Annotated in this window: 20 protein-coding genes and 2 pseudogenes; 3 read left to right on the forward strand and 19 right to left on the reverse strand. The window is 56.4% G+C overall.

Features of this window, described 5'->3' with window-relative positions:
* Positions 1 to 30 precede the first annotated feature (30 nt).
* The 6 genes from HKK55_RS16805 to HKK55_RS16830 all read right to left on the reverse strand — a co-directional run bounded on the left by HKK55_RS16805 (position 31) and on the right by HKK55_RS16830 (position 5,634).
* Positions 31 to 762 carry an SDR family oxidoreductase gene (locus HKK55_RS16805; RefSeq protein WP_169355710.1) on the reverse strand — a complete coding sequence of 244 codons (732 nt, stop codon included), beginning with the start codon at positions 760 to 762 and terminating at the stop codon, positions 31 to 33.
* Between the two features lie 84 nt (positions 763 to 846).
* Complete coding sequence (locus HKK55_RS29430; protein ID WP_169355711.1) at positions 847 to 1,005, reverse strand: hypothetical protein; 159 nt, start codon at positions 1,003 to 1,005, stop codon at positions 847 to 849.
* Positions 1,002 to 1,970 (reverse strand): transaldolase, encoded by a 969-nt coding sequence (gene tal, locus HKK55_RS16815; protein WP_169355712.1) that lies wholly within the window; start codon positions 1,968 to 1,970, stop codon positions 1,002 to 1,004. The genes HKK55_RS29430 and tal overlap by 4 nt, the downstream gene beginning before the upstream one ends.
* Before the next feature lie 348 nt (positions 1,971 to 2,318).
* Positions 2,319 to 3,206 (reverse strand): AraC family transcriptional regulator, encoded by an 888-nt coding sequence (locus HKK55_RS16820; protein ID WP_169355713.1) that lies wholly within the window; start codon positions 3,204 to 3,206, stop codon positions 2,319 to 2,321.
* A 25-nt stretch (positions 3,207 to 3,231) separates the two neighbouring features.
* Positions 3,232 to 4,278 carry an NAD(P)-dependent alcohol dehydrogenase gene (locus HKK55_RS16825; RefSeq protein ID WP_169355714.1) on the reverse strand — a complete coding sequence of 349 codons (1,047 nt, stop codon included), beginning with the start codon at positions 4,276 to 4,278 and terminating at the stop codon, positions 3,232 to 3,234.
* A gap of 15 nt (positions 4,279 to 4,293) precedes the next feature.
* Positions 4,294 to 5,634: an MFS transporter gene (locus tag HKK55_RS16830; protein WP_237151262.1), complete on the reverse strand. Its 1,341-nt coding sequence runs from the start codon at positions 5,632 to 5,634 to the stop codon at positions 4,294 to 4,296.
* A gap of 113 nt (positions 5,635 to 5,747) precedes the next feature.
* Between HKK55_RS16830 and HKK55_RS16835 the strand changes: the two are divergent.
* Positions 5,748 to 5,978: pseudogene (locus HKK55_RS16835) on the forward strand (IS3 family transposase); the annotation flags it as partial.
* Here HKK55_RS16835 and HKK55_RS16840 read toward each other — a convergent pair.
* From HKK55_RS16840 to HKK55_RS16885, 10 genes are all read right to left on the reverse strand, one after another.
* Positions 5,975 to 6,397, reverse strand: a complete 423-nt coding sequence (locus HKK55_RS16840; RefSeq protein WP_169355715.1) for a response regulator — start codon at positions 6,395 to 6,397, stop codon at positions 5,975 to 5,977. The pseudogene HKK55_RS16835 and the gene HKK55_RS16840 sit on opposite strands and share 4 nt — an antisense overlap.
* Positions 6,398 to 6,513: 116 nt before the next feature.
* On the reverse strand, positions 6,514 to 7,638 hold the full coding sequence (locus tag HKK55_RS16845; protein ID WP_169355716.1) for a fimbrial protein: 1,125 nt from the start codon (positions 7,636 to 7,638) through the stop codon (positions 6,514 to 6,516).
* Positions 7,635 to 10,232: a fimbria/pilus outer membrane usher protein gene (locus HKK55_RS16850; RefSeq protein ID WP_169355717.1), complete on the reverse strand. Its 2,598-nt coding sequence runs from the start codon at positions 10,230 to 10,232 to the stop codon at positions 7,635 to 7,637. The genes HKK55_RS16845 and HKK55_RS16850 overlap by 4 nt, the downstream gene beginning before the upstream one ends.
* Before the next feature lie 33 nt (positions 10,233 to 10,265).
* Positions 10,266 to 11,012 carry a molecular chaperone gene (locus tag HKK55_RS16855; RefSeq protein ID WP_169355718.1) on the reverse strand — a complete coding sequence of 249 codons (747 nt, stop codon included), beginning with the start codon at positions 11,010 to 11,012 and terminating at the stop codon, positions 10,266 to 10,268.
* Between the two features lie 73 nt (positions 11,013 to 11,085).
* Positions 11,086 to 11,628, reverse strand: a complete 543-nt coding sequence (locus tag HKK55_RS16860) for a fimbrial protein (protein ID WP_169355719.1) — start codon at positions 11,626 to 11,628, stop codon at positions 11,086 to 11,088.
* Positions 11,629 to 11,947: 319 nt separating this feature from the next.
* Positions 11,948 to 14,311 carry a transporter substrate-binding domain-containing protein gene (locus tag HKK55_RS16865; protein WP_169355720.1) on the reverse strand — a complete coding sequence of 788 codons (2,364 nt, stop codon included), beginning with the start codon at positions 14,309 to 14,311 and terminating at the stop codon, positions 11,948 to 11,950.
* The gene (locus HKK55_RS16870; RefSeq protein WP_237151263.1) at positions 14,308 to 16,695 is read right to left on the reverse strand and encodes an ATP-binding protein; all 2,388 of its coding nucleotides are present in this window, start codon (positions 16,693 to 16,695) and stop codon (positions 14,308 to 14,310) included. The genes HKK55_RS16865 and HKK55_RS16870 overlap by 4 nt, the downstream gene beginning before the upstream one ends.
* 8 nt (positions 16,696 to 16,703) lie before the next feature.
* Positions 16,704 to 17,369, reverse strand: a complete 666-nt coding sequence (locus tag HKK55_RS16875) for a response regulator transcription factor (RefSeq protein WP_169355722.1) — start codon at positions 17,367 to 17,369, stop codon at positions 16,704 to 16,706.
* Positions 17,370 to 17,532: 163 nt separating this feature from the next.
* Positions 17,533 to 18,198, reverse strand: a complete 666-nt coding sequence (locus HKK55_RS16880) for a response regulator transcription factor (protein ID WP_169355723.1) — start codon at positions 18,196 to 18,198, stop codon at positions 17,533 to 17,535.
* A gap of 401 nt (positions 18,199 to 18,599) precedes the next feature.
* Positions 18,600 to 19,940: an EAL domain-containing protein gene (locus tag HKK55_RS16885; protein ID WP_169355724.1), complete on the reverse strand. Its 1,341-nt coding sequence runs from the start codon at positions 19,938 to 19,940 to the stop codon at positions 18,600 to 18,602.
* Positions 19,941 to 20,521: 581 nt separating this feature from the next.
* On the opposite strand from HKK55_RS16885, the gene HKK55_RS16890 reads away from it, so the two are divergent.
* On the forward strand, positions 20,522 to 21,781 hold the full coding sequence (locus HKK55_RS16890; protein ID WP_169355725.1) for an integrase arm-type DNA-binding domain-containing protein: 1,260 nt from the start codon (positions 20,522 to 20,524) through the stop codon (positions 21,779 to 21,781).
* 1,125 nt (positions 21,782 to 22,906) lie between these two features.
* Here HKK55_RS16890 and dmpG read toward each other — a convergent pair.
* The 3 genes and pseudogenes from dmpG to HKK55_RS16905 form a co-directional block, all read right to left on the reverse strand.
* Entirely contained in the window at positions 22,907 to 23,926 is a 1,020-nt protein-coding gene (gene dmpG / locus HKK55_RS16895; protein WP_169355726.1) for a 4-hydroxy-2-oxovalerate aldolase, read from the reverse strand.
* Positions 23,927 to 23,936: 10 nt separating this feature from the next.
* Positions 23,937 to 24,878 carry an acetaldehyde dehydrogenase (acetylating) gene (locus tag HKK55_RS16900; RefSeq protein ID WP_169355727.1) on the reverse strand — a complete coding sequence of 314 codons (942 nt, stop codon included), beginning with the start codon at positions 24,876 to 24,878 and terminating at the stop codon, positions 23,937 to 23,939.
* A 56-nt stretch (positions 24,879 to 24,934) separates the two neighbouring features.
* Positions 24,935 to 25,126, reverse strand: a pseudogene (locus HKK55_RS16905) (2-keto-4-pentenoate hydratase); the annotation flags it as partial.
* A 33-nt stretch (positions 25,127 to 25,159) separates the two neighbouring features.
* Between HKK55_RS16905 and HKK55_RS16910 the strand changes: the two are divergent.
* Positions 25,160 to 26,401, forward strand: a complete 1,242-nt coding sequence (locus tag HKK55_RS16910) for an SfnB family sulfur acquisition oxidoreductase (RefSeq protein WP_169355728.1) — start codon at positions 25,160 to 25,162, stop codon at positions 26,399 to 26,401.
* The last annotated feature ends 120 nt before the right edge of the window (positions 26,402 to 26,521 follow it).

The following is a 26,521-nucleotide window of genomic DNA, read 5'->3' on the forward strand; positions in this document are numbered from 1 at the left end:
GAGCCCTTTATTTTTATCCTTTCATTCCCCTCAGCCGGCCGTGAAACCGCCATCAATAGGCAATACAACTCCGGAAATCATTGAAGACGCTTTACTGAGTAAAAACAGAATCGGCCACACAATCTCCTCAGGTTCGGCGAATCGTCCCAAAGGGATTCTGTCAATCATGCCCTGGGCCTTGATGGGGTCACTCCAGCCTACTTTTGACATTGGGGTCAGCGTAACGGTCGGGTTCACACTGTTCACCCTGATCGCAAAGGGACCAAGCTCAGCGCACATAACACGGGTCATCGCATCCATGGCTGCTTTTGACGCTGAATACCCGAGGTGGCCATGAAGCGAAGCCAGCGCTGCCTGGCTGGACACGTTCACAATGGCTCCGCCACGGCCTTGTTGAATCATTCGACGGGCGACCATCTGACTCATCAGAGCAGTGGCTCGCGCGTTGATGGCCATCATTGTGTCGAAGTCTGCGCCGCGCATCTCGGTAACAGGGTCCAGGAGTGCGAGCCCGGCACAGTTGACCAGCCCGTCGACCTCCCTGAGCGTACTGTCGACCTTATCCAAGCCTTCCTGCTGTTCCAGATCGGCCACGATTATGTCGCAGGCAGTTTCATCCTGCAGTATGCGCAGTTGCTCAGCATTGCGTCCTATTGCCACTACGTGGGCTCCTTCCACGCACAGTTCTCGTACGCAGTATCGACCAATACCGCTGCTGGCTCCGGTTACCAGAATGACTTTGTTTTTAAGATCACTGAACATTTAATGGTCCCTGATTTGATGAGCCACATCCCCCGAGGTGATAACGCCGAGGTAGCTTGAGTCCTGAAGTTCACGCCAAGATACCTAGTCAAACACTCTCATTGTTACGGGCCAGCACCGCCAACCCAATGGGGCACCCGTGTGGCCAGAGTTCGCACGTTGAACCGCATCCATACTCAGGGCTCGAATCGCGTTAGCTAAAACCTTGTGATCCAAAGCACTTGTGGCGTCGTAATTGCTCATGACCCGCCCCTTTCAAGTTTCTCGCGCAGTAGCGCCTCAAGTTTGCGCTGATCGGCCTCAAATCCTCGAATGCCCTCGGCCAGCTTTTCCGTGGCCATCGCGTCTTCGTTATGCTGCCAGCGAAATTCGTTTTCAGAGAGGGGCTCAGGCGGCTTTGCTCGCTCCAGGGACTCGAACATCGTATGTGCAAGAACGCCTTCGGTAGTGGACAGTACTTCAAGCAACGCAGGACTAATGGTCAGGCGATCACAGCCGGCTAGCGCAAGGATCTCACCGCTGTTGCGAAAACTGGCGCCCATGACCACCGTCGAATAATTGTGTCGACGGAAATAACGATGAATCTCCTGAACCTGCAGTACGCCTGGTTCCTGTGCGGGGACGTAATCAATTTCAGGATTAGCTCTGCGATACCAGTCCAGAATACGACCGACAAAAGGCGAGATCAGGAACACACCCGCCTCTGCACAAGCCCGTGCCTGGGCGAAGCTGAAAATCAACGTCAGGTTGCATTGGATGCCCTCACGCTCAAGGATTCGCGCCGCACAAATGCCTTCCCAGGTGGCGGCCAGTTTGATCAGGATACGCTCGCGGCTAACGCCGGACGCCTGATAGAGCGACACGAGTTTGCGTGCCTTGGTGATGCTTGCTTGCTTGTCAAAGGAAAGCCGGGCATTGACCTCAGTTGATACGCGACCTGGCACGTGCCGCAAAATCAGACAGCCCATGGCAACCACAAGGCGATCACTGGCTTCGTCTACCGCTTCGTCGAGCGTGCCTTCATGCCCTTGTACGGCCGCAACTGTCTCGTCGACAAGAGCGTCATACTGTCCGGACTGCGCGGCTTTTAGGATCAAGGATGGATTGGTTGTGGCATCCCGTGGAGCAAAGCGGCGGATAGCATCGAGGTCGCCCGTGTCCGCGACTACGGTACTTAGTTCTCTCAATTGCGTGAGCAAAGTGGACATGGCTTCTCCAGTTTTTATATATGTGTCAGTCAGTAGCTACCGCTATTTCGAGGCCGAGGCCGGCCAAGCTTTCGTCACTGGCTAAGCAGGGCTAGGTATGTATGCGGGGCTTCAAAGCCTGATAGATGTCGTAATACTGTTTGAACATAAGCTCGTTGGTGAACGCACTCCATGTTGTAACGCAAAGCAAAAAGCCGGGGCTCGCATACAGCCGAGGTAACCAAACGCTCAAAGCACAAGCGGTGCGATTTCTGGGCGTGCGGTTGTGCTCCTCTATGTCCACAGCGTTCTGCGCGGAGATGATCGTTATGCCCGAGGCCATTTTGGTTAAAAACCGGGGCGACTCATTCAGCGTTCGAGACGCTTACGGTATTCCGAGGGTGTTGCCAGCATTTCGTAGCGAAAGTGCCGATTGAAATTGGATAGGTTGCCGTAGCCGACGTTAAAGCAGATATCTGCCACCGATAACCGTGTTTGCAGAAGCAGTCGGCATGCACGTTGAACCCGCAGTTTGCGAGTCATATCAACAAAAGTGTGGCCAGTGGTTCGCTTAAAAAACCGAGAGAATGACGGTTCACTCATGTTCAACTGTTGGGCAATCACCGACACGCGCAACTCTTCATCCAAGTGTCGGTGGATGTAATCCAACACCTGCCTCATACGCTCGGTGGTCAGGCAGTCAAGCATGGGGGCATATTGCAGACTGGCCAGTTGATGACTCTCCTGCGGCGGCGCCTCATTGAGGGTTTCCAGCAACGATAGAAAGAGCCACAGACGCCTCAGCCCATGGCTCTGCCCTATCGCCTCCAACAGCTCGACACCGTTACGCCGAGTCGCCCCACTGAACTCAATGCCTTGCCTGGATTGAGCGAACAACCTCTGCAGGTCACCCAGCTCGGGCAACGTTTCGCGCAGCTTTAGCAGACTGTCACCTTCAAACTGCAACACGACATCACGGCCGACAATGCGCTCGTCCGGTGCCAGGTCGATGCTCCATTCGTGAGGCAAGCCCGGACCGATCAATGCAAGGTGGCCGGCGTCGAAATGGCCGATGTAATCACCCGCAAAAAAACGGCCACTCCCCTGACGAATCAGATGAATTTCGAACTGTGGGTGATGATTCCAGCGAGCAAGCTCAAAAGGGTAATCATGCTCGTGCCAGCGAAAGCTGTGCTGCGGCTCGGTAAAGATCACTTCGAGTTCGGAAAGCTTTTCGGTCTTTTGCTTGTGGATCATCACCGTAGTCTTCCATGGAGGTGGCTCAACTCAGAGGCGAGTCGAAGTTGATCTGCAGCTTTACATCGCCAGGCAAAGCACTGGCCGCACGCTCGAAGGCCTCGACGCCTCTGGCGAACGGGAACGTTGCAGAGATTAAGGGCTTCAAATTGACCTTGCCACTGGCAATCAGATTTACCGCACGCTGATAAACATTGGCATAACGGAATACGGTCTCAATACGGATTTCCTTGGCTTGAGCTGCCACTACATCGAATGCCACCGGTTCCACTGGCATACCCACCAATACCAGTGCACCGCCCGGACACACGCAAGCCATCGCATCAGGATAGGCCCGCGGGCTGCCGCTGGCCTCAAACACCACGTCAGCGCCCCAGTGGTCGGTCAGTTCCGCGACCTTGGCCACCAGCGACTCCAGGCGTACGTTGACCGCGACGATGCCATCGTAGCCGTCGGCAATGGCAAGTTTCTGCTCCATCAGGTCCGACACCAACACTTGGCTCGCTCCTGCGGCAAGGGCTGCCAGCGCTGTCATCAAGCCGATAGTGCCCGCACCAATCACCACCGCCACATCACCGGGTTTGATTCGTGCCTTGACCGCTGCCTGCATGCCGATAGCAAAGGGCTCCACCAGCGCACCTTCGGCGAAGCTGACATGATCCGGCAGCTTGTAGGCGAACGATGCCGGATGAACCACTTCTGGGGTCAGGCAGCCATGTACCGGTGGCGTAGCCCAGAATTGCACTGCTGGGTCGATATTGTACAAGCCCAGGCGCGAGGCCTTTGAAGTCGGATCGGGAACACCCGGCTCCATGCACACCCGATCACCCACTGCCAAGTGCCTCACATTGCGACCAACTTCGACGACAGTACCGGCCGCTTCATGACCAAGCACCATGGGCTGGTCAACCACGAAAGGCCCAATCTTTCCATGTGTAAAGTAATGCACGTCGCTACCGCATATACCCACGGTATGTATGCGGATGCGTACATCATCCGGACCGACACAGAGGGGCAGGTTTATTTCGCGAATGGCCAAGGTGTGCTGCTTTTCTAGAACCAGGGCTAGCATGAGTATCTCCGCTGACTAAAGGGATTGGGCTGGCTCGGCAGTGCTGGTATAACGCGATGCCTGCTGACTGAGTCGGGGTTGATGGACAGGAATGAAGAAGGTCAAAATCGCACCGGTGACATAGAGCCCAGCGTAGATCCACACCACGCCCTTGATGCCCAGAGTCGCGATAAACAGGGTGGCAATCCCCGGCCCCATGAAGTTCGACAGGCCAGCCGCCAGGTTATGTGCAGAAATAGCCGCGCCCTTCTGCTCCGGCGCCAAGGCCAAGAACACCGCGCCCATGGGCACGAAGGCGGTCACGCTAATGCCGAAACCTACGGCGGCGATCAGAGCAATTTCAAAATGCGCTCCGTAGAACTGCGGCAGGTAATAGAACGCCAGCGACGATAGTGCACAGCCGATGCACCCGAACCAGCGCATTTGTATCAACCACCCCAGGCGATCACCGATTTGCCCCCAGATCACATTGGTGAAAATGCTCACAACAAACATCACACCCCACAAATGCAGCCACTGCTCCATGCTGAAGCCGATCTCGGCCGAAGTCAGGTACAGCGGTAAGATCACCGGCAAACCGAACAGGCTCAGGTTGCAGATGATCCGCACCAATACAATCAGGAACATGCCACGTCGCTCAGCAATGATAGTGACGCCCTGACTCAAGGTTTTCAGGCGTTCAACCAAGGTCACTGCATCGCCGGGCTTGCCAGCGCCGCGCTCTTTGACTAAAAACACGATCATCACGCCGGCCAGGGCAACCCAGAACACGCCAATCCACAATGTGCTAATAAAACCGATGCGTGAAATGCTCAGGCTTGGAAGCCAGTTGCCCAAAAGGCCAATACCGACACAATACATCGACCAGAACCAGCCCATGGCTGAGGCCATGCGCGCACCTGGCGTAACTTGTGCGATCCAGACCATAAATGCATAAATGAATAACGGGTAGGCCAACCCACGGATACCGTAGAACAACACCATTAATGTGTAGTTCTGCGCCTCCAGGCCGAAGATTAGAAACAGAACATGAAAGACAATCCATGTCACGACGCCAATCAGCATGATCCGCCGAGGACCGAAGGTTTCCGCCAGTACACCGGAACCCCAGCTCGAGATAGCGGCTAACAGGCCATAGACCGTGAATAAGAGAGTTGCCTGAGTAGGGGAGAAACCCAGGTCAACTACATATCGGGAGAGAAACGCCAGCTCAATTCCATCTCCGGTCATGAACACGGCAATGGCCACAAACCCCCAAATCAGAGATATGGGTAAACCGAACAGGAGCCCCTGTGAGGCTTGACGATTAACCATGGTGCTTTCCTTTCTTGTAATTGTGTGGAGCGCAACAGCCAAATCAGATCTGGCCAGCCCAGATCAGATTCCCTTTTCCCCCACACGGCTACTAGCGCAAGGCTTGCAGAAAACTGGTACTTTTTTCACACCTACGCCTACATACCCCACGCAACAACCGGCGAGGAGCATACTGGTATGGCAATGCCGTGGCCGAGAGCTTTTTTCAGCTTCTAAAGCGGGAACGAATCAAGCGAAAAATCTACGCAACGCGGCAAGATGCTCGTAGTGATGTGTTCGATTACATCGAGATGTTCTACAACGCAAAACGCCGCCACGATTTCAACAATCAGCTTTCACCGATAGCGTTTGAAAAGCGTTACGCAATGAGCTTGCAAGGTGTCTAGAGAGTTCGGGGCGATTCAAGGCGGGTCAAAAGCGGATCGGCGTCAACAACCTTAGCCATCAGGTGGGTGAGGGTTTCGATATCTGGCAATGGCGAAGCGCTGATCAGCACATTGTGCTGACGGCACACCGGAAACGGCACTGGAGCGGATAGTCCCTGATCGTAGATCATTGCATGGCGAATCTGTGGATTGCCTATGCAAAACGAAAGCAGATCGAACTGCACTCCCTTCGCCAGTGAGGCGTTAATAATAAGCAGGTCCAGGGGTTCATTGCTGTACTCCACTGCACTTAATACCTCCACAAGTTGGTACATCGGTGCAATACGGTAATAACCCAAATGGTTCAGGGCCCGCTCAATCTTCAATCGATAGAAGTGCTGCTCATCAGCGATCAGAATTCGCAGTGCTTTATTCGGCATTTTGCGCAACCTCACGATGAAATCAAAATTTCCAGCGCCCGCCACTGATTGCTATGACGACCATCGGTGGACCGAACTTTTGAGTGGCAGCCCAACGCTTGTTCAAAAGCGCGGAATCATTGATAAATAATCGTGAAAGTCGCCGACGCATTAGCTGGCCCTGGTGTTACCTGGCTTGCGGTCTGCAGGTAGCGCGCTTTCAGGGGGATTGAATAGCTGCCTTCGCTGGCTCGCAGAGTGAGGCCACTGTTTCGGTTCGTTCCCAAGGCCAAAGAGGCGCCAGTGTTGGTCGCGACCTGCACACCAATGCCACTGGCGGCGGCGGGGCTGCCTGCGGCACTCGGGTCGATGCTCAACACGCCATTGTTTGCGTTGATGGCCAGACGCGCCGGGTCGATACGGTACTGCAGGCTGTTGTTATTCAGGGTGCCGCTCGTACCCGTGCCGCTGGGCGAGTTGCCGCTCTGTGAAATCCAACCAGGACCTGCGGTGGAGTATGTTCCATGAAATGCAGGGCAATCGTTCAAACCAATGGCAAAGTCGACCCAGCCGCTGGCACTGTTTAATCCGGTGAATTTGTTGGTCTGATGAGTACCCATGGGTACCGACACATTCGGGGTACTGCAAGTGCGCGAGACAATCTGGATATTGCCGGAGATACCCATTTTGAAACCCAGCATTCTGGCATCGTTGAAGTTGCCGAAAAAACTTACGACCGGCAATGTACTGCCCACCAACACGCCCGGCGACACATCGCCCACCTTAATCAAGATCAGCTCAAAATTCGAAGGCCCGTCTAATGGGACAAGGCACCTGAAGCCGGGCGAACAACTGGTCCATGATTTATTGGTTTGCCTTGGCAACGGGCCGCCCACACTATTGAAGGCGACCCCTAACCCTGGAATGCTGGTTCTGTAGACTTTGTTGGCATACGTCCCGCTGGTCACATTGGCCAGTCCATAGCTGGTATCGACCGTCAGATCACTCCATTGTTGATACGGGGCATAGAGGCATTCAAGCCTGGGCACCTGACCTGCAGCTATGTTGAATCGCTGACGATATACCTCAGTACCCACCGGCACGTCGCGCCCGACAGTGATCGCCGATATCTGCAATGGCATGGAGCCCACCGCCGGCTGGATACCATTCGTGTAAGTACAGGTTACCGCCATGGCCGTGCTGGCAGCGGCCCACAGCGTCATGACTGCCAATCCCGATTTGATCAAAGCGCTGATGCTCATAACGGTACCTTTTGCATAGTGTTGGGCCGCACGCTGTCGGCGACCTGTTTGCCTGCCGCACACACGGCGTCCAACTGCTGCAACTGCTGCCCCTCCCCCGGACCCGGCGGAATGACCAACGCACACTGCTGATGCGCCTTGCTGCCCCAATTGATCAGCAACTGCCGGGTTTCAGGCTTGATCCGTGCGTAGAGCTGGCCGCCCTGCCCCACCATGCCTATCGAGGTACCCTCGGCATCGGTCACGCCGGCACCAAACGGCAGGCTACTGCCATCGTCCAGCCGTACATTGAGCAGTACCGCTCGGCCCTGGTTAGTGGTGTATTTGAGATGCACCACAGCACCGGCGCGCGGGGCTACTTGCTGGCTGGTTTCGTTGAGTTCAACGTCCAGCGAACTGCCAACAGGGTCGATAGCGACTTCGTTCAACTCATAAGGGCGTAGATACGGCACTACGGCGTTGCCACTGCCATCGAGCTTGAGCCCTGGATAACCGGCCACTTTGGCCCCCTCGGCACCGGGTGCGCTGACAATCGCCATGGTTTCGCCACGATAAGGCGTCATGGTCACGCCGTCGGCATGCGCAACCACCGTGCCACTGGCCCCCAGGGACGTACTGGTATAACCATCGCCACGTCCCAGCGCGGCACTGAGCATGGCGCGGGCGCCAGTGTATTGGCCATTGAGCGAAGCGCTCTTGCTACTGCTGGCACCGTCATGCCCGAAGGTCGCGCCATAGCCATACTGGCGATCTTCGCCGGCGGTGCCGCTGATACCGGCCTGCTCGCTGTAATTACCACGGGTGTCACGGCCCACCTGCGCAGTCAGTTGCGGGCTGTAGCCCGAAGCGCCGAATTCCAGAGGCATGCTCATGGTCAGCAGAAAGCTGTTTTCCATATCGCCCAGGCCGATGCGGCTGCGGTTGGCATTCACACTGAAACTCACGCGGTTGAACTGCTTGCTGTAGCTGAATTGGTACTGCACGTCGCTGCCCGGCAAATTCCAGTAGTTCTGCGCATAACCACTGATCGCTACCTGCCCCCACTCTCCCAGGCTCTGATCTGCGGTGACTGATAAACGGCTGCGCGGACGCCCGAACTGGCTTGCGTCCCAGCCATTTTTCTCGGCATCCAGCAGTTGCACGGCGTTACTGAAGTCCAGGTAATCACGCGTGGAAAACCGGTAGGCCGCGACGGAGAAGTTACTGCCGGTGCTGAGCACATTCTTGCTGTAGGACAGGCGCATGCTCTGCCCTTTTGCGGAGCCGCTGGCCAGGTCGGTCTGGGCGTGGGTCACGTCCACGGCCATGGCGCCGATCGGTGTACCAAAGGCCACGCCGGCGAGCACCGACATGTAGTCGTCACTCGATTGCACTCCCCCAAAACCGGTGAAGGTGTTGTTCAGGCCGTATTGCAGCGTGCCTTGCAGCAGGCGCGCCTGCTGGTCGACGAAGTTGTTGCGGGTTTCACCGGCGGTCAGGCTGAAACGCGAGGTGCCGGGGCGCAGCAATTGGCTGACCGAGGCATAGGGCACGATAAAGCTCTGCTCGGTACCGTCCGCTTCGGCAACGGTCACGTTGAGGTCGCCGCCATAGCCGGTGGAATACAAGTCGTCGATCACAAAAGCGCCGGGGGCCACGGTGGTTTCCAGCAGCACGTTGCCAGCCTGGCGAACAGTCACCCGCGCGTTGGTACGGGCAATGCCGCGAATCACCGGGGCGTAGCCGCGCATCGAGTCGGGCAACATGCGATCGTCGCTCGCCAACTGCACACCGCGGTAGGACAAGGTGTCAAAAATCTCGCCCGTGGTGTTGGACTCGCCCACCGTCAACTGGCTTTTCAGCGCGGTGATATCGCGCTGGGCGTAACTGTCCAGAGCCTGGTACTTATTGCCTTGGCGTGACTGCCAGCTCATCGAGGCATTGTGGCGCAGACGCCAGTCGCCCACGTTGAGACCGGCATTGAGCCCCAGGTAGGCCGAGTCATAGTTGCCGGTGCGGGTACGGTTGCGATTGCCGTTGAAGTTGTAACTGAGCATGCCTGCGGTCACACCACGGTCCCACAGCTCCGGGCTGACATAACCCCGCGCGTTACGTTTGAGCGCCACTTGGGGGATGCTGAGGTCGAGGGCCTGGTTTTCGGGTGAAAAACTCACAGAGGCACCCGGGATCAAATTCCCCAATGCCGTGCAATCCTGGCTGTCGAGAAGCTGGCTGGACTCCGGCGACAAGCGGGACATCTCCACACCCTGGCGCTCCAGCAGCCCACGGCTCATGCAGACGACGGGGTTGCTGCCATCGGCTTGAGCATCGATGCGAATATCTTGGCGACTGTTCAGTTGACCATTGAGTATCACGTCCGCGCGATACTGCCCAGGCATCACCGGGTTGCCGCTCTGATACGCGCCAAGATCAAGATTGCGCGAGTCTTCAGGCAGAAATGCATCGTTGAACTGCACCTCTTGCGCGAGTGCACTTTGCACGCCACATGCGCCTGGAGCGATAGCCAGCACCTTGAGAATCAAGGTCGTCAGCGGATTCAAGGCGAAGCGAGGCTGCGCCCCCAGAAATATCCTGGAGCGTGAAGAGGTCTGCATAATTAACTCGCGCGTAAAATCGTCGGTGATTAATCAGGGCTTGAGTGTTTTGCGGGTCGCAATCAAAGCGCCGTAATCATTAATGGCGTTGAACTCGACCAGGGCAGCGCCGGTAGGCCGGGCTTTGAGGGCTGGCAGCAAAAACTGCCGGGTTTCACCCGGAGCGACCATGCCATCCTCGCTACGCTCACGCTGGGTGCCCACCACCAGATCCAACTCAATCAGCGATACGTGGAACGCCGACGGGTTGAAAGCCTGCAAGGCCATGCCCTGGCCATCGCGCGCCGCAACCAACTGCCACTGCACCTGCTCAATGGCCTCGCTGGCAGTACCCACCAACCCTGTTGGGCGATAGAACAGCTTGATTCGCGAGCGGAAAGCCATCTGAAGGGTGTTGAGTTCCCCGGCGTCCTGAGGCTTGGGCGGGATCTCCAGCACGTTGAGCCAGAACACCGATTCCTTGTCCTGGGCCAATGGAGCGCCAGTGAACAACACCCGAAGGGTTTGCCCCTTGGCCGGATCAATACGTGCCACGGGTGGCGAGAGCAAGAATGGCGCCTTGGAACTGGTAGGCGTGGACTCCACGCTACCGGTATCGATCCACGACTGTGTCAGCGCAGGCTGTGTACCGTTATTGTTGAGTTTTACTGTGATTTCCTTCTGGCCAGCGGGGTAGATCAACCGGGTCCCCGTGATCACTACCCCGGCAGACGCCTGAAAACACACCAGCGCTGTAAAACCTGCCAGAAGCAGTTGTTTGAATGGAAGTGTGCGAAGCATTACGTCGTCCCGTTGTCGCCTGGAAACGCGCCCTTTCCTGGATAGAACAGGGCGTGTATCCATTACTTGCGACTTACTGATAATTAATGGAGTAAGTCACGGAACTGACGACGGTGCCCGGAGTGGTTGCGGCTTCGGCGAAGTACTGAACGGCGTATGGCAGGTCTGCAGTCAACGCGGTCTTGTCGATTGCAACACGGCTGGTCGAAGCAACCTGGCCGGTGTCGCCAGCCTTAATTGCCTTGCCGTTGTTAGCGTCGACCAGTTGCAGTTGAACCTTGGTAGCGTTACCCGAGTTCTTCAGGTTGCCGTTTTTTGGATCAACGGTACCACCTGCTTCAAAGAAAGCAGCTGCAGTTTTGAGTGCGGCCGAGCACTTACTCAGCTGAATGTTGAAGCCGGTCTGGCCCGCAACCTGACCAGCTGTAGCCAGTACCGACGTGGACAGCGTTGGCAGTGTGACGACCGTGCCACTTGCACCAGCACCGTTCACGGAAACCGTACAGGTTTCGGCTTTCAGTTCGCCGTTAAAGTTGATGGTGCCGTCCGAAGCCATGGCGGCGGAGGTGGCGGTAGCGGCGACCAGTACAGCGAGGGCGCGGGCTTTGTAATTCATGAGTAACTCCGAAAAAGCGATGTTCCAAGTAAGTAGTGAGGCTTCCTTTGGCAGGCGAGCCTCTGTGCTATTGCGGAGTGAAGTGTAAGGAGCCAACAGATTGCTCAATATAGGAGTGCTCTGAAAAATAACTAAGCCGCCCAATTTTTTTCAAAAACTAATCACTACAGTCCTGATGAGTAAATTTACTATTTACGTACATTGTCTTTTCCCGACTTAGTGACATCTCGTCAATCGGAGTGCTCCTAAAAATACGCTTAGGTCAGAGGGAAGTTACGATTGAACTTCCGGCATCCTGATTATGCTTGCGGGGGGCAACTCAATAATTGAGATCAGCCCACAACTCAACCAAAATGCTGAGGTGGCCTGCAATAGCCTCTGCGGGCCAGTTCATTTCATCACGCAGCAACGGCTCGATCGTTTCGACAGCGGTCGCGATACCCGTCCAACCGATCACTAACGCAGCGCCATGCAGGCGACCCGCCGCCTGCAACGCCAGGCTGCGATCACGCAAGGCGACGGCTTCAAGTAAACCGCTCAGCTCCTTGCGCAGCGCTTCACGCCCTGCTTCCAACTTATGCACAGGGGCCGTGAGCGGTTGCACCGAGGGCACCAAAGTCACCTCGCACCAAAGCTCAATGATCTGCGCCAGCTTGTCCCGGTCAATGGGTGTGTTCAGCACAGCATCCATTCCGGCATCAAAACAGCGCTCCAAGTGTTCATTACCAGTCACTTGCGAGACCGCCACGATCGGACAATAAGGCCGCTGCTGCCGGCGCTCCAGCTCTCGAAACTCGCCGGCCAGGCTGTACCCGTCTTCACCTGGCAGATCACAGTTCATCAGCACCAGATCGAACTTTTGCGCGCTGAAAAGCGCCAGGCCTTGGACAGCATCGGCCGCCAGCAACATCTCACAGCCAAGGCCTTGGAGATGCTCCTCTAACAGGTGCTGATTGATCACCGTGCTTTCCACCACCAAGGCCCGCAAACCGTTGCTCGCCACTGGACCCTGCACAGGCTCGGCGAAAGGCGCGCTTGGCTGCTCCAGCGAATCGAACAGCGGCGCCCACTCAACCGGCAACATCACTTCGACCTGGGTGCCCGTACCCAAGGTGCTACTGAGTGTGAGTTCACCGTGCATCAATTTCACCAACCGCCGACAGATCACCAACCCCAGCCCGGTGCCTCCCGTGCGCCTGTAAGAGTGCTTGGCCCGGGCATAGGGCCGAAACAGCGAGGCTTGCCCCTGTTCGGACAAGCCAATGCCGCTGTCGACAACCCGAATCAGCAGGTGCCGGGGGTCACCCAGTGGCCCGTCAAGCAACAATAGCTGCACCTCAACTCGCCCGACGTCGGTGAACTTGATGGCATTGGAGATCAGGTTGCGCACGACCTGGGCCAGCCGCAGGCCGTCCAACAACAAGGGGGCGATGGGCCCCTCACCGGTTAGCCGCAACTCAAGGCCTTTTTCCTCGGCATACGGCAGGTGATCGTCCACCACCCGTTGAAGCAACGCCCACACCTCCACCGACTCCAGGTTGAGCCTTAACTGCCCGGCTTCCATCTTGGAGATGTCCAGCACGTCACCCACCAACCGCAACAAGGTATTGGAGCCGTTATTGGCCAGGTCCGTGAAATGTCGCTGCTGTTCGTCAAGGGGTGTGTGTTGCAGCAATTCAACAGCGGCCAGGACCGCGTTCATGGGAGAGCGAATTTCATGACTCATGATCGCCAGAAACATCGCCTTGTCCCGTTCGCTACGCACGGCACGGCGGCGCTGCACCTGGCTTTGCCATACCAGTGCGAGCAGCAGCACTACAACCGCCAGCATCAGCCACAGCTCACTTTGATAATGTTCGGCAATCGCCTTGATCGACGGAATATCCAGGTTCATGTCGGCAAACCAGGCGTCATAGATCGCCTTGCGCTCATCGCCACTGATGGAGGCCAGGGCCTTCTGCAAAATTGCTAGGAGGATCGGGTCACTATCACGTACCGCCATGCTCACACCCGTATGCAGTTGGGGCACCACACCGGAAATCTGCAGCACGCCCTGGTACTGGCGAGACAGGTACGGAATCAGCAGCCATTCGGAGGCAATGGCCGCGTCGGCACGGCCGTCCTTGACCATTGCCATCATGTCCACCGCGTTCTGCGCGGAGATGATCATTATGCCTGGGGCCTTTTTGTGTAAGAACGCGAGATGGTCTTCTTCGCGCCCCAACATCGCCAACCGCTTGCCGGCGAGCTGTTCCAGGTCCGCGAACGGCTGCTCGCCAACGCGGCTGATGAGGATCGTCGAACTGGTGTTGTAAGGCAGGGTGTAGAGGATCCCACGATCCTCGGCGGGGTTGTCGGACCTGCGCCGGGTGGGCAATATGTCGACTTCACCGCTGATCAGCATGTCCTTGCGGGCGCTGCGCGTGGTGGTAACCACCGACTTGAAATGCAGGCCCGTACGCTGCGCGATCAGCCGTAGGTACTTGGCCGACAGCCCGCGCAATTGGTCGCCGCTGATGTATTCGAAAGGCAGCAGGTTCTCGAACACACCAACGCGCAGTACCGGATTGGCGGCAATCCAATCCAACTCCTGCTGCGTCAACTCCATCGGCGGCGGATTGGCCTGCGCGCCACCCGCACTCAGCAGGCCCAACAGGACGAGCACCTGGAGCAGGCGTCTCATTGTGGCGCCATCCGATGGGCACGGGTCACCGCCAGCACATCGATTAACGTATCACCGCCCAAGGTCTCCCAGTGCTGCACAAGTGCCCTCAGGGCCTGGGCGAACACCGGATGATCCCAGTCCTCCTGTGCATATAGCAGTCGCTCCATCCGCTCTGCAGCCTGACCCAGGGCTGACCACTCCATGATCAACGCCGCACCGTGCAAGCGGTGGGCAATGTGCTGGGCAGCCGCGCGATCACACAATGCAATCGCCTTGATCAGGCCTGCCAGGTCACCGGCCATTTCACGGTTGATCGCGGCTTGATCCAGCGCTGGCGCCATCAAGCTCGCACTAGGCGCCGCCAGCTTGACGTCACACCAGCGTTCAATGGCCTCGCGTAGTTGCCCAAGGCGTATGGGTTTGCTCAGCGCCGCGTCCATCCCGGCATCAAAGCAGCGCTGACGGTGCTGCTCACCGGTCAGGGCAGAGATAGCGATAATCGGGCTGTGCGCACGTGCGTGTTGCAGTTCGAATGCCCGTAGCCCGCAGACCAGGCTGTAGCCATCCTGATCTGGCAGATCGCAGTCCATCAGAATCAGGTCGTAAGCATTGTCGACGAACAAGGCTCGGGCTTGCGCAGCATCGGCAGCTATCACCGCCCGACAGCCGAAGCTACTGACCTGCGCCCGCAACACCTCCTGATTGGCGAAGGTGTCCTCCACCACCAGAATCTGCAGGCAGCTGGCGGCTGTCAGTGGCGAAACGGCTTCGGTTTCCGGCCGTACAACGGGTTCAGGTGCCACCGTCACCGGCAAGCAGATGGTTACCGTGGTGCCGACACCCTGCTCACTGGTGAGCGTCAGCGTCCCCTTCATCAAGCCGACCAACTGCTGGCAAATCACCAGGCCCAAGCCGGAGCCACCCGCGCGTTTGTACGACTGGCTGTCTTGGGAATAAGGGCGAAACAGGGCTGCCTGCATCGCATCTGAAATGCCAATACCCGTGTCACGGACCTCGATTTGCAATTGCTGGGCATCGGCGTGGGAAGTCACCAGACGCAGATCAATATCGACGCCGCCTGTATCGGTGAACTTGATCGCGTTGGAGAGCAGGTTGTGAAAAACCTGTGTCAGGCGCGCGCTGTCGAGCCACAACAAAGGCAACTGCGCCTGAATGTACGGGTTCAGATCCAGATGTTTTTCTCTGGCACGCAGGCGGTGCAGACCTACCACGCCCTGTACCAGCGCCGTCACATCGGTCGGCTCTACGGATAGCCGTAATGGCACCGCGGTCGACCCGGACGTTTTCAGCACATCATCCAGCAAACGTTCCAACGCGTTGGCGCCGCTGTTGGCCAGATGGGCCAGATGGCGTTGGTGCTGATTGAGACGGGTGTGCCCCAGCAACTCCATCGCCGCCAGCACCGCATTCATGGGCGAGCGTATTTCATGACTCATGACCGCCAGGAACATGGTTTTTTCCTGCTCGTTGCGCACCGCCACGCGCCGCTGGAGATGGCCTCGATACACCAGCGCGCACAAGCTGATCAACGCCAACGCACCAAGGATCAAGACATGCAAGTAATGGCTGGTAATGCTCAACAACGACGGAACATCCACCTCCAGATCGTGATACCAGTGCTGGTAGATACCCTGGCGCTGCTCAGCAGTGATCGACCCGAGGACCTTTTCCAGGATAGAGAACAGCGTTGCCTGGTCGGCACGGACCGCCATGCTCGCATCGAGAACCTGGCTTCCAACCACGCCCGAAGTCTCCAGGACGCCCTGGAACCGTCGGTACAGATAAGGCATCAGGAAGGTTTCCGAGGCAACCACCGCATCGGCCCTGCCGTCCTTGACCATGGTCAACATCTCTATGGCCGAAGTGCTTCTGATGAGATGAAGCTGGGTTGTCTTTCCCTTGAACATTTCCTCCTCGTAGTGCTCCACATCGGGGATCACTACGGTTTTGCCCTGCAGTTGTTCGAGGTCAAAAATCCCAGGGCTGTCGAGGCGAGTCACGATAATGGGCGAGGTCGTGTGATAGGTCAGTAGCTTGATTGACGGGGCATCGGGCTCGGACCTGAAGCGCAAATAAGAGGACAGCAGGTCGACCTGACCGTCCAACAACATGCTGGTGCGCTCCGCCATGGTCTTTCCCGGTACATACGTGAACTCAAGGCCTGTGGCTGCCCTCACAAATTCCAGATACTGCATTGACCGCCCGCGCGGCACCCCGTCTTGGATGTACTCGAAGGGAATCAGGTCCGCGACCACCCCGACCCGTAATACCGGGTGCTGCTTTATCCACTGCTGCTCCTCGGTGCTCAGTTCAACCGGACCTGCCCAGGCGAGTTTCGAACAACCCACGATCAGCAGGAGCAGCAGCCCTGTCCAACCCAACCCTGGCCTCATGGTGAACCGATAATTTTATTGAGTTTGAACAGTTCGTTATTCGACGTGACCCCAAGCTTGCGAAACGCCGAGGTTTTCTGGGTGCTGATGGTCTTGATGCTGCGGTTGAACTTCTCGGCGATTTCGCTCACGGTCATGCCCGCCAGGTAACACCGGATCACTTCTTGTTCGCGGCTGGTCAACTCAGCCTGGACCAGCGCATCGCGCGCATCGCTTGGGTCCTCACGGGTATCGCTGGTGACCGTCTCCGCCAACCGATAGGTCATGTCAGTACTCAGGTACACCGCACCTGTCGCTACTTTGCGGATGGCCTTCACCAGTTGGACCATGTCCTCGCCCTTGCCAACAAAGCCACGGGCACCGACACGCATAGCCAAACCTACGGTGGCGGGATCATGATGCGCGGACAATATGAGGATATGGCAGTCGGGGAATTTGACCCGTAGGGCTCGGATCAGCGATACGCCGTCCATTTCGTCGGGCCCCAGTGCGAAATCCAGCAACAGCAAATCCGCCGGGGCGCTAGCCAGCCCGATGATAAGGTCACGACTTCGGTCGTAAATGCCAACCACTTCAAAATTCGACTCGGCCGCCAAGGTGTTGGCCAAGCCATGTCGAACAATCGCGTGATCGTCCAATAAAGCAATGCGTATAGGTTTCATCGTGATCGAACCCACTCGGGCCAGCGCACACGGCACTGTTGGAATCCAGGGATAACCCACCGATACAACTCCTGACACGCAGATGAGTATATGCAATAACCGGTAAATAGCACTCCGAGTCTGCACTGTTCCCCCGTACCCGACCGAGAGGTTCCAGCCAGGATCAAACACCTTCAATAATGTGTTTGATCCTGAATAATTCATTGTTCGATATCACACCCAGCTTGCGAAACGCCGAGGCTTTTTGTGAACTGATGGTCTTGATGCTGCGATTGAACTTCTCAGCAATATCCGTGATGGTCATACCCGCCAGATAACAGCGAATTACCTCCTGCTCACGGGCAGACAGGCTAACAAAACGCAGTGCGTCACCCCTGCTCTGCTCCCCACCGTCATAATTGACGGCGGTAGCTTCCGCGACCCGGTAAGACATATCCGGACTCAGGTATACCGCTCCCGATGCCACCACCCGGACAGCGCTGATCAGATGGCTCATATCTTCCCCCTTACTGATAAATCCGCGAGCACCGACGCGTAATGCGAGGATCACCGTAGCGGCGTCATGATGGGTGGAAAACACCAGAATGCGGCATTGCGGGAACTTCACTCGTAACGCACGAATCAGCAAAACACCGTCCAGCTCGTGGGGTCCGAGAACAAAATCCAGTAACAGAACCTCGGCCGGATCAGCTACAAGCCCGGCCATCAGATCGCGGCTGCGGGAGTAAACACCAACCACCTCAAAATCGGGCTCTTGCACCAGGCGATTGACCAAACCATGTCGCACGATTGCGTGATCATCCAGCAAAGCAATTTGTAAGCGTTTCATAGATCACAGGGCACTCTGTATAACGAACAAAAAGATGAGAAATAGGCCACCTCATCATTAGTAAGTTGTCGTCAATTCAGACAGACCTACAATATCAATTACATCCGCACAACTGAATAATTGCATATTAAAAGATCAAAATACGAACAACTAGCCCTAAAACTTAACGCCCTAGGAATCGTTTAATCCACAAGGTAATTATTCGACTTTTCAAAATCCGGAGATATCCGCCTCTTAAGCACGGACAAACAGCAGAGTTGGCCAAGACGGAAAATAATTCTAAATTCTATGATGCGAAATTTAATGTAATAGCGCGCAATTGAACATCAGAAAACTCCTAAAAACTTAATCCTGGGAGAACCAGAGTCAAAAAATCACCCACAGGCAGGCCGCTAGAATAATCAGCTTTGCTGGCTGTTTTTCTGTTGGGTAACAAAGTTCAAGAAGTCATCGATTTCCATCGGACGGGCCAAGGCGTAGCCCTGTCCTACCCGACAACCCAGACGGTGCAACAACACAATAGTGGACTCATCCTCAATTCCCTCGGCCACCAGATTCAAATTGAGCAGTCCCGCCCAACTGACGATACCGGCGATAACCTTGCGCGACGATGAATGCCGCTCTACTTCCCGTACGAACGAGCCATCGATCTTCATCTCATCAAACGACATATTTGCCAGCAGGTTTAAAGTGGCAGCCCCTGTACCGAAGTCATCCAGTGAAATCTGAAAGCCCTTGGCGCGTATCGCCGTCAATGAAGCCGAAAGACAGAGTTCGTCTGGCTCGGGTACGTCCTCGGTAAGTTCGATCTTCAGCAGCCGATTCGGCAGGTCTGCCTGATGCATGCGCGCCGCCAATCGATCGGCGAAGTGGGGCGTGCAAATGGTCTTGGCCGATGCGTTTACCGCGATGGGAATCCCGATGTTGAATTGTTTTAGCGCCAACATCACCTTGATGGTCCACATCTCCACCAAACTGAACAGCAGCAGATCTAAACCCAGACGATTGACCAATGGCATCAGCACTGAAGGCGGTATTTCGCCAAAGCGTTGATGCTTCCAGCGCACCAAGGCTTCGGCCCCAACAACGCGCCGACTCAACAGTTCGAATTGCGGCTGGAAGACGAAACGCAGGCCCTTACCCGTGGTCAAGGCATTGATCACCTCGTCTTCGGCCAGCGCCTCAAAGGTATTCACGCGCAATTTAAGGTCCGACTGTGCACGAGTCAGCAGCACCGCTCGCAAGGCATCGTCCAGGTCCAGGGTTCCCCCTTCACGCAGGATTTCCACCTGGATCCCCGATGCCCGGGCCAATCGTGCATGGGACTCCAGCGCACTGATGGACACCCCGCCCATGTGTTTGATCCAGAGCTGATGGCCAGGCTCTTGCTGAGCAAACGTGCGTTTCTCGTCGATGACCCGCACCGGGGCATTCAAGGTTGCTTCCCCGGTCCAGAAGATACTGGGAGGCTGCACTAGAGTGCCGGCCGCATGCAGTCCTTTGAGCAGGCTTGGCAACATCAGAGCATCACCGCACTCGGAGCGAATCTCACACACGATGACATCGACCGGGCTTTCGCTCAGCCATGCCTCTACGGCGCTCAAGGACTCAACGTTGGCCAGCGGAGTAACACCCATGCAGCTCAATGCGCCTGCTAGCCGATAGGCGCAGGTAGTGTCGGTTGCCAACGTAATGATGCGTAACGCTTTGAACTCGTTGGGCGCGGCGGAACTTAAGATCATGACAAAAATTTTCCTGATTCTGTTTCAGGAAAAAAGCTTATCAGCGTCAAAAAATTAGCAAATAGGAATGGGACTAAAAGCAAATCCCCCGCGAGCCAGGACAGACCATCCCTCGGAAGCAGCAGCAGCGATTCCCAATAAACTCATCTAAATAAGCCTGCACGACTTGGGCTGCCGCGAAATCGATCTGATTTACGATTGCTTATCTCTGCAAGGCCCTCTTGCCTCCCTGCCATGGGAGAAGCCATCACCGCCTTTCTGAGGAAAAGAAGCCATCCTTGACCTCACGAAAGTACAACAGTCGCCGTTGTTCCATTCCCGTCCCAGATCATCATTTTTCAGACGCCAAAAACCACAAACCCCCGACCTTCTCTAAGAAAATCGGGGGTTTGTGTTTACTAAATGTGGCGGTGAAGGAGTCCGCCATATCAAGATCCACCAAAAACCTAAAATATCCGTTACTCCCTTATAATACGGCCTTATAAAGCCTATCATCGTCTTAAGACATCCGCCAAGATTCACTACCCTCCAGCTCTAAATGGGGGAACAGATGGGGGAACAAAGCACAGGGAAAACACATCATGGGAAAGCTGACCGTAAAGCAAATTGAAAACCTGACAGCCCCTGGCACCTATGAGGATGGGGACGGCCTTCGCCTACTCATCAAGCCCAACGGAAAGAAGTATTGGGTACTGCGCTTCCAGCTTTCAGGAAAACGTAGAGAAATGGGACTTGGTACCTATCCAGGAATCAGCCTGAAGGTCGCTCGACAAAAAACCAGCGACAAACGACGGCTGTTGCAGGATGGCATTGACCCCTTGCAGGCTCGTGATGATGAACGCGCAGCACAGCAGGCTGCTGAGCACCAACGCATAAGGAAATCCGTAACGTTTCAGGACGTATCAAACGATTACATAGAAGCGCATCGTGCTGGCTGGAAAAACGTAAAACACGCCCAGCAATGGACGAACACACTGGCCACTTACGCCGCGCCCGTCATCGGCGAACTCGCCACCAACCAGATCACCACCGAGCACGTCCTCGATATTCTAAAGCCCATCTGGGGCAGCAAAGCCGAAACAGCTAGCCGGGTTCGCAACAGGATAGAACTAGTCCTCGATGCCGCCAAAGCACGTGGACTGCGAGACGGTGAAAACCCAGCACGCTGGCGTGGACACCTAGACAAGCTGTTACCACCGAGCTCCAAGGCTAAACGGACTCAAAACCACCCAGCATTGCCTTACTCGGATTTGGCTCGTTTCATACCGGCACTTGATAGTGTTGAAGGACAATCCGCCTGCGCACTCAAAATGACGATCCTCACCGCTTGCCGAACCAGCGAGGTTCTTGAAGCCGACTGGAGTGAGGTTGATTTGAAAACCAAGCTATGGACGATTCCAGCCGTGCGAATGAAAGCGGGAAAAATTCATACCGTGCCGCTATCTGATGCGCTCATCGCACTGCTCGAAGCTCTCCCACGAATCAAAGGTAGCTCGTTGCTGTTTCCAGGGGCTCGTAAAGGTCGACCCATTAGCAATATGGCCATGTTAATGACTTTGCGTCGCATGGACCTAAAGGACCTGGATGATGGTGGCAAGGGCTGGCGCGATAGCAATGACAAAGTCATTACTGCTCACGGGTTTCGCAGCACATTCAGGGACTGGGCTGCTGAATGTACACCCCATGCACGAGAAGTCTGCGAGATGGCTTTGGCTCACGTTGTCGCCAGCGGTGCTGAGGCGGCCTACTGGCGAAGTGACTTATTGGAAAAACGCCGTGTATTGATGGCTGATTGGGCCGACTTTGTGACACGCAACGTAAATGGGTCTGCCTTTATTTAGCAAACATGGCGCTGAAGCGGATGGTTCTCGAAAGGCGTCAGGTAATCATAGAGTGTGCTCAATGGCCAGCACCATTCTCAACGAGGATGGTTGAGAGAGGGGGCCTCAGTTGATCGAGGTGACGCTTGCCCAGGACCGCCTACAACCACACAGGCGACCAATGATGGCCTGGTGCAGTTGACACATACAGGAAGCCGCTACCGGCTTCCTGTATGTGTCAACTGCCAGAGAGAACCGAGACAAACAAGTCGTTCTGATACGCTGATCACGGGCAGCTATCGGCCACATCTTTTACCCCCAATCGGTTCTGTAGCCAACGTGCGTAATTAAACGAATTTGACCACCCATTTGCAAAGCCGCTGACCGGTCATTTGCATTCGATTAGACAGCGACCACCGCAGTCACGACTGGAATAGAGCGACCCGAAGCGGCCCTTCACGAAGGACTGCAATCGGCCCAGAGTGTACAAAAACCCTTGTTAGCCGCTTCCATCCGGAATGTTGCACCCATACTCAACCCAAGCGGCCTTCCCATTGGTCAGATTCTGATTCCTGGACGCGAAAACGGCCACTTTCTGCGGTCGACCAGCTTGGCGCTCAAGCCAGATACAAAAGAGGTTTACCTTGTCGCCAGCAACGGTGATCTAGGCGAAGGCAGTGCCATTTTCAAAGCCCAAGGCTTTGCCAAGGCATTAAAACTCTATTCGCATGACTGACCGGGTGCTTTGGCCGTGCTCCACGGAGTAAGCGTTTAGGCTTTTTTCACCCAAAAACACTTTGGCGCAGACGTCCTTTTCCGCAGCCATATCTAGAAAACCGTATTTTTTTGCAGTCTTTCACTGTGAGGGAATACTGCGCTCAAAAAAAATGAAATAACAATAATGAAAATCCTTCCACGCAACAAAACCCCGAGACTTGCGGCCCTCTTCAGGCCAATAGCAGTGGGCTTTGTGAGTTCTACTGCGTCAATCGGGGTGTCTGCCAGCAATGCGGGGAGTAGAGAAGATCCAGGCTCAATTGAAGTGTGTCGATCGTTACTGATGTCCGTCCTGCTCTATTTAGTGTAGAAGCCAAAGCAGGGCCGGCCGATCGTTGCGTGGACGATCAGCCGGTTTGTTGCTCGGTGTCAACGCTTGAGCAGGTCCAGTGCAACGTCCACGATCATGTCTTCCTGACCGCCGACCATCCGGCGTTTCCCTAGCTCAACGAGGATGTCCAGCGTCTTGAGACCGTACTTGGCAGCCACCACTTCGGCATGCCGCAGGAAGCTCGAATAAACGCCGGCGTAACCCAATGCCAGCGTTTCGCGGTCTACCCGGACCGGACGATCCTGCAATGGGCGAACGATGTCGTCAGCCGCATCCATCAGCGTGTACAAGTCGGTGCCGTGGTTCCAGCCCAGGCGCTCGGCCGCCGCGATGAAGACCTCCAGCGGCGCGTTGCCGGCCCCGGCGCCCATGCCGGCGAGGCTGGCGTCGATGCGATCGCAACCTTCCTCGACAGCCGTGATCGAGTTGGCGACACCCAGGCTCAGGTTGTGGTGAGCGTGCATGCCGGTTTCCGTTTCCGGTTTGAGCACAGCCTTGAAGGCACGGAAGCGGTCGCGGATGTCCTGCATGTTCATCGCCCCACCGGAGTCAGCCATGTACACGCAGGTCGCGCCGTAGCTTTCCATCAGCTTGGCCTGCGCCGCCAGATGCTCGGCCGGGATCATGTGGCTCATCATTAGGAAACCGACGGTGTCCATGCCTAGCTCCCGGGCGTATTCAATGTGCTGCTTCGATACGTCCGCTTCGGTACAGTGAGTGGCGATACGCACCACCCGGGCTCCCGCGTTGTAAGCCGCTTTCAGGTCATGCACCGTGCCGATGCCAGGCAACAACAGGGTAGTGATTTTGGCGTGGCTGATGACGTCAGCGGCTGCTTCGATCCACTCCAGATCGGTTTGCGCCGCAAAACCGTAGTTGAAGCTTGACCCTTGCAGACCGTCCCCATGGGCGACTTCGATCGCATCGACCTTGGCCTTGTCCAGAGCGCGGGCGATGTCCTGCACGTTCTGAATCGAATACTGGTGACGAATGGCATGACTGCCATCGCGCAGGGTCACGTCGGAGATGTAGATTTTTTTGCCGGGATTAAATGTCATGATGATTTCCTCAGGCATTCAGCATCGACTGCGCCATGCGCTCGGCGGTGGCCAAGGCCGCGGAGGTCATGATGTCGAGGTTGCCGGCGTAGACTGGCAGATAATGGGCAGCGCCTGCTACTTCGAGGAACACCGAGGTCTTCAGGCCGGAGAACTTGCCCAAGCCGGGGATGTTCAGCGGCGCATCTTCCGGGATGACGTCGAACTGCACTTTTTGTTTCAGGCGATAGCCCGGCACATAGGCCTGCACGGCGGCCACCATCTCCACAATCGAGGCCTCGACCTCAGCCTGATCCGCTGCTTCGGACAACACGAACACGGTGTCACGCATCATCAACGGCGGCTCGGCCGGATTCATCACGATGATCGCCTTGCCCTTGGCCGCACCACCAATCACTTCGATGGCTTTGGAAGTGGTTTCGGTGAACTCGTCAATGTTAGCGCGGGTGCCTGGGCCGGCGGATTTGCTGGCAATCGAGGCGACGATTTCCGCGTAATGCACCGTCGCGACGCGCGACACGGCCGCAACCATCGGGATGGTCGCTTGGCCACCGCACGTCACCATGTTGACGTTAAGCTGATCCAGGTTCTGCTCCAGGTTGACCACCGGCACGCAGTACGGACCAATGGCCGCTGGGGTCAGGTCGATCAGGCGGATACCGGGTTTGGCGGCCCGCAGTAACGCATCGTTCTGCACATGGGCACCGGCTGAGGTGGCATCGAAGACAAAATCGATGTCAGCAAATTGCGCCATGGCCATCAGGCCCTTGACTCCTTCATGAGTGATGTCTACGCCCATGCGCTCGGCACGCGCGAGTCCATCAGAGGCGGGATCGATACCGACCATCACCGACATTTCCAGATGTTTGGCATTGCGCAGGATTTTGATCATCAGGTCGGTACCAATATTTCCGGAACCGATAATGGCGACCTTGAGTTTTGTTTGGCTCATGGATGCAATCTCACAGGGTGGCCGGGCCTGAGGGGCCGGCAGAGAAAAGGGACGTCTCAGACGAAGTGGCAACTCACTTCGCCCAAGCGCGTCAGGCTCAGGCGCAAGCTGTCGCCTGCCACTACCGGGGTCATCGGTCCGAGTGCACCGGAAAGCAGCACATCACCGGCCTGCAAGGGGCGACCCATTTCCGCCATGGTTCGGGCGAGCCACAAGCACGCGTCCAAGGGATTGCCCAAGCAGGCGGCGCGACACCTTTGTGAATATTCAAGGACCTGCACATGAGCGACCTCCAAACCGTCAACCCGAACCTCGATTCGTATGTACAAGAAATACCGAGCACACACGCTCAGCGCATCAGCAGTGACGCGCAAGCCATTGCCGTGGCCAAGGAACTAGCCATCAGTTTTGCCGCAGAGGCAGCCCAGCGCGACCGCGACCGGCGCCTGCCGATTGCCGAGCTGAGTGCTTTTTCGCAAAGCGGCCTTTGGGGCATTACGGTGCCCAAGGCTTACGGCGGTGCTGAGGTAAGTTACCGTACGCTGGCCGAGGTGCTGAAGATCATTGCCGCGGTCGACCCATCGCTGGCGCAGTTGCCGCAAAACCATCTGGTGGTGATCGATCACCTGCGCCTGGACGGCAGCGAAGCGCAGAAGAAGGAGTTCTTCGAGCTAATCCTCAACGGTGTGCGCTTCGGTAATGCCTTCTCCGAGCGCAACAGCCGTACCGTGGCGGATTTCGAAACCCTGATCACCCCAGACGGCAAGGACTTTCGCGTCAACGGCGAGAAGTTTTACTCCAGCGGAGCCCTACTCGCCCACTGGGTGCCGACCGTGGTGGTGAATGCCGAGAAGCTACCGCACCTTGCACTGATCAAGCGCGACGCAGTCGGCCTCAAGGTGGTCAATGACTGGAGCAGTTTTGGCCAGCGCACCACGGCCAGTGGTACGGTACTGCTGGAAAACGTCAAGGTCGCGGCCGAACATGTGGTGCCAATCTACAACGCCTTCACCAACCCCACTGCTGCCGGTCCGACGTCACAGTTCCTGCAGGCGGCCATCGACGCAGGTATCGCGCGCGGCATCATCGCCGACACCATTCGCCTAGTGCGCACCTACGCCCGAGCCTGGATCGACTCGGGCCAGGAGCACGCGCATCAGGACCCCTACACCATCCAGCAGATTGGCGAATTGCAGATTCGCCTGCGCGCCGCCGAAGCGGTGCTTGACCTGGCCGCCGACAAAATACAGCTGGCCGTCGACAACCCCAACGAAGAGACTGTGGCTGAAGCCTCAATTGCCGTAGCCGAGGCCAAGGTGCTGACCACTGAAGTGGCGTTGCTGGCCAGCAACAAGCTATTCGAGCTGGTGGGCACCCGCGCCACGCTGGAGGAATACAACCTCGACCGCCACTGGCGCAATGCCCGCACCCATACCCTTCATGATCCGGTACGCTGGAAGTTTCACGCCATCGGCAACTACTATCTGAACAACATCAAACCCGCTCGTCATCCTTGGTTGTAGGCCCTGTGTGCCACTAAGTACCGATTTATAGAGATCCCAGGATGTCTATAAATCACCTCAAGAAGCCCGCCTAATGTGGGCTTTCTTGTATCTAGAAGTCCATCGGGATCTACCCGAACT

Source organism: Pseudomonas sp. ADAK18, assembly GCF_012935695.1.
Classification (GTDB): domain Bacteria; phylum Pseudomonadota; class Gammaproteobacteria; order Pseudomonadales; family Pseudomonadaceae; genus Aquipseudomonas.

Excerpts from the sequence above, each read along its gene's own strand:
- HKK55_RS16805 (WP_169355710.1), bottom strand. The coding sequence starts at position 762 with ATGTTCAGTGATCTTAAAAACAAAGTCATTCTGGTAACCGGAGCCAGC.
- HKK55_RS29430 (WP_169355711.1), bottom strand. The coding sequence starts at position 1,005 with ATGAGCAATTACGACGCCACAAGTGCTTTGGATCACAAGGTTTTAGCT.
- tal (WP_169355712.1), bottom strand. The coding sequence starts at position 1,970 with ATGTCCACTTTGCTCACGCAATTGAGAGAACTAAGTACCGTAGTCGCG.
- HKK55_RS16820 (WP_169355713.1), bottom strand. The coding sequence starts at position 3,206 with ATGATCCACAAGCAAAAGACCGAAAAGCTTTCCGAACTCGAAGTGATC.
- HKK55_RS16825 (WP_169355714.1), bottom strand. The coding sequence starts at position 4,278 with ATGCTAGCCCTGGTTCTAGAAAAGCAGCACACCTTGGCCATTCGCGAA.
- HKK55_RS16840 (WP_169355715.1), bottom strand. The coding sequence starts at position 6,397 with ATGCCGAATAAAGCACTGCGAATTCTGATCGCTGATGAGCAGCACTTC.
- HKK55_RS16845 (WP_169355716.1), bottom strand. The coding sequence starts at position 7,638 with ATGAGCATCAGCGCTTTGATCAAATCGGGATTGGCAGTCATGACGCTG.
- HKK55_RS16850 (WP_169355717.1), bottom strand. The coding sequence starts at position 10,232 with ATGCAGACCTCTTCACGCTCCAGGATATTTCTGGGGGCGCAGCCTCGC.
- HKK55_RS16855 (WP_169355718.1), bottom strand. The coding sequence starts at position 11,012 with ATGCTTCGCACACTTCCATTCAAACAACTGCTTCTGGCAGGTTTTACA.
- HKK55_RS16860 (WP_169355719.1), bottom strand. The coding sequence starts at position 11,628 with ATGAATTACAAAGCCCGCGCCCTCGCTGTACTGGTCGCCGCTACCGCC.
- HKK55_RS16865 (WP_169355720.1), bottom strand. The coding sequence starts at position 14,311 with ATGAGACGCCTGCTCCAGGTGCTCGTCCTGTTGGGCCTGCTGAGTGCG.
- HKK55_RS16875 (WP_169355722.1), bottom strand. The coding sequence starts at position 17,369 with ATGAAACCTATACGCATTGCTTTATTGGACGATCACGCGATTGTTCGA.
- HKK55_RS16880 (WP_169355723.1), bottom strand. The coding sequence starts at position 18,198 with ATGAAACGCTTACAAATTGCTTTGCTGGATGATCACGCAATCGTGCGA.
- HKK55_RS16885 (WP_169355724.1), bottom strand. The coding sequence starts at position 19,940 with ATGATCTTAAGTTCCGCCGCGCCCAACGAGTTCAAAGCGTTACGCATC.
- HKK55_RS16890 (WP_169355725.1), top strand. The coding sequence starts at position 20,522 with ATGGGAAAGCTGACCGTAAAGCAAATTGAAAACCTGACAGCCCCTGGC.
- dmpG (WP_169355726.1), bottom strand. The coding sequence starts at position 23,926 with ATGACATTTAATCCCGGCAAAAAAATCTACATCTCCGACGTGACCCTG.
- HKK55_RS16900 (WP_169355727.1), bottom strand. The coding sequence starts at position 24,878 with ATGAGCCAAACAAAACTCAAGGTCGCCATTATCGGTTCCGGAAATATT.
- HKK55_RS16910 (WP_169355728.1), top strand. The coding sequence starts at position 25,160 with ATGAGCGACCTCCAAACCGTCAACCCGAACCTCGATTCGTATGTACAA.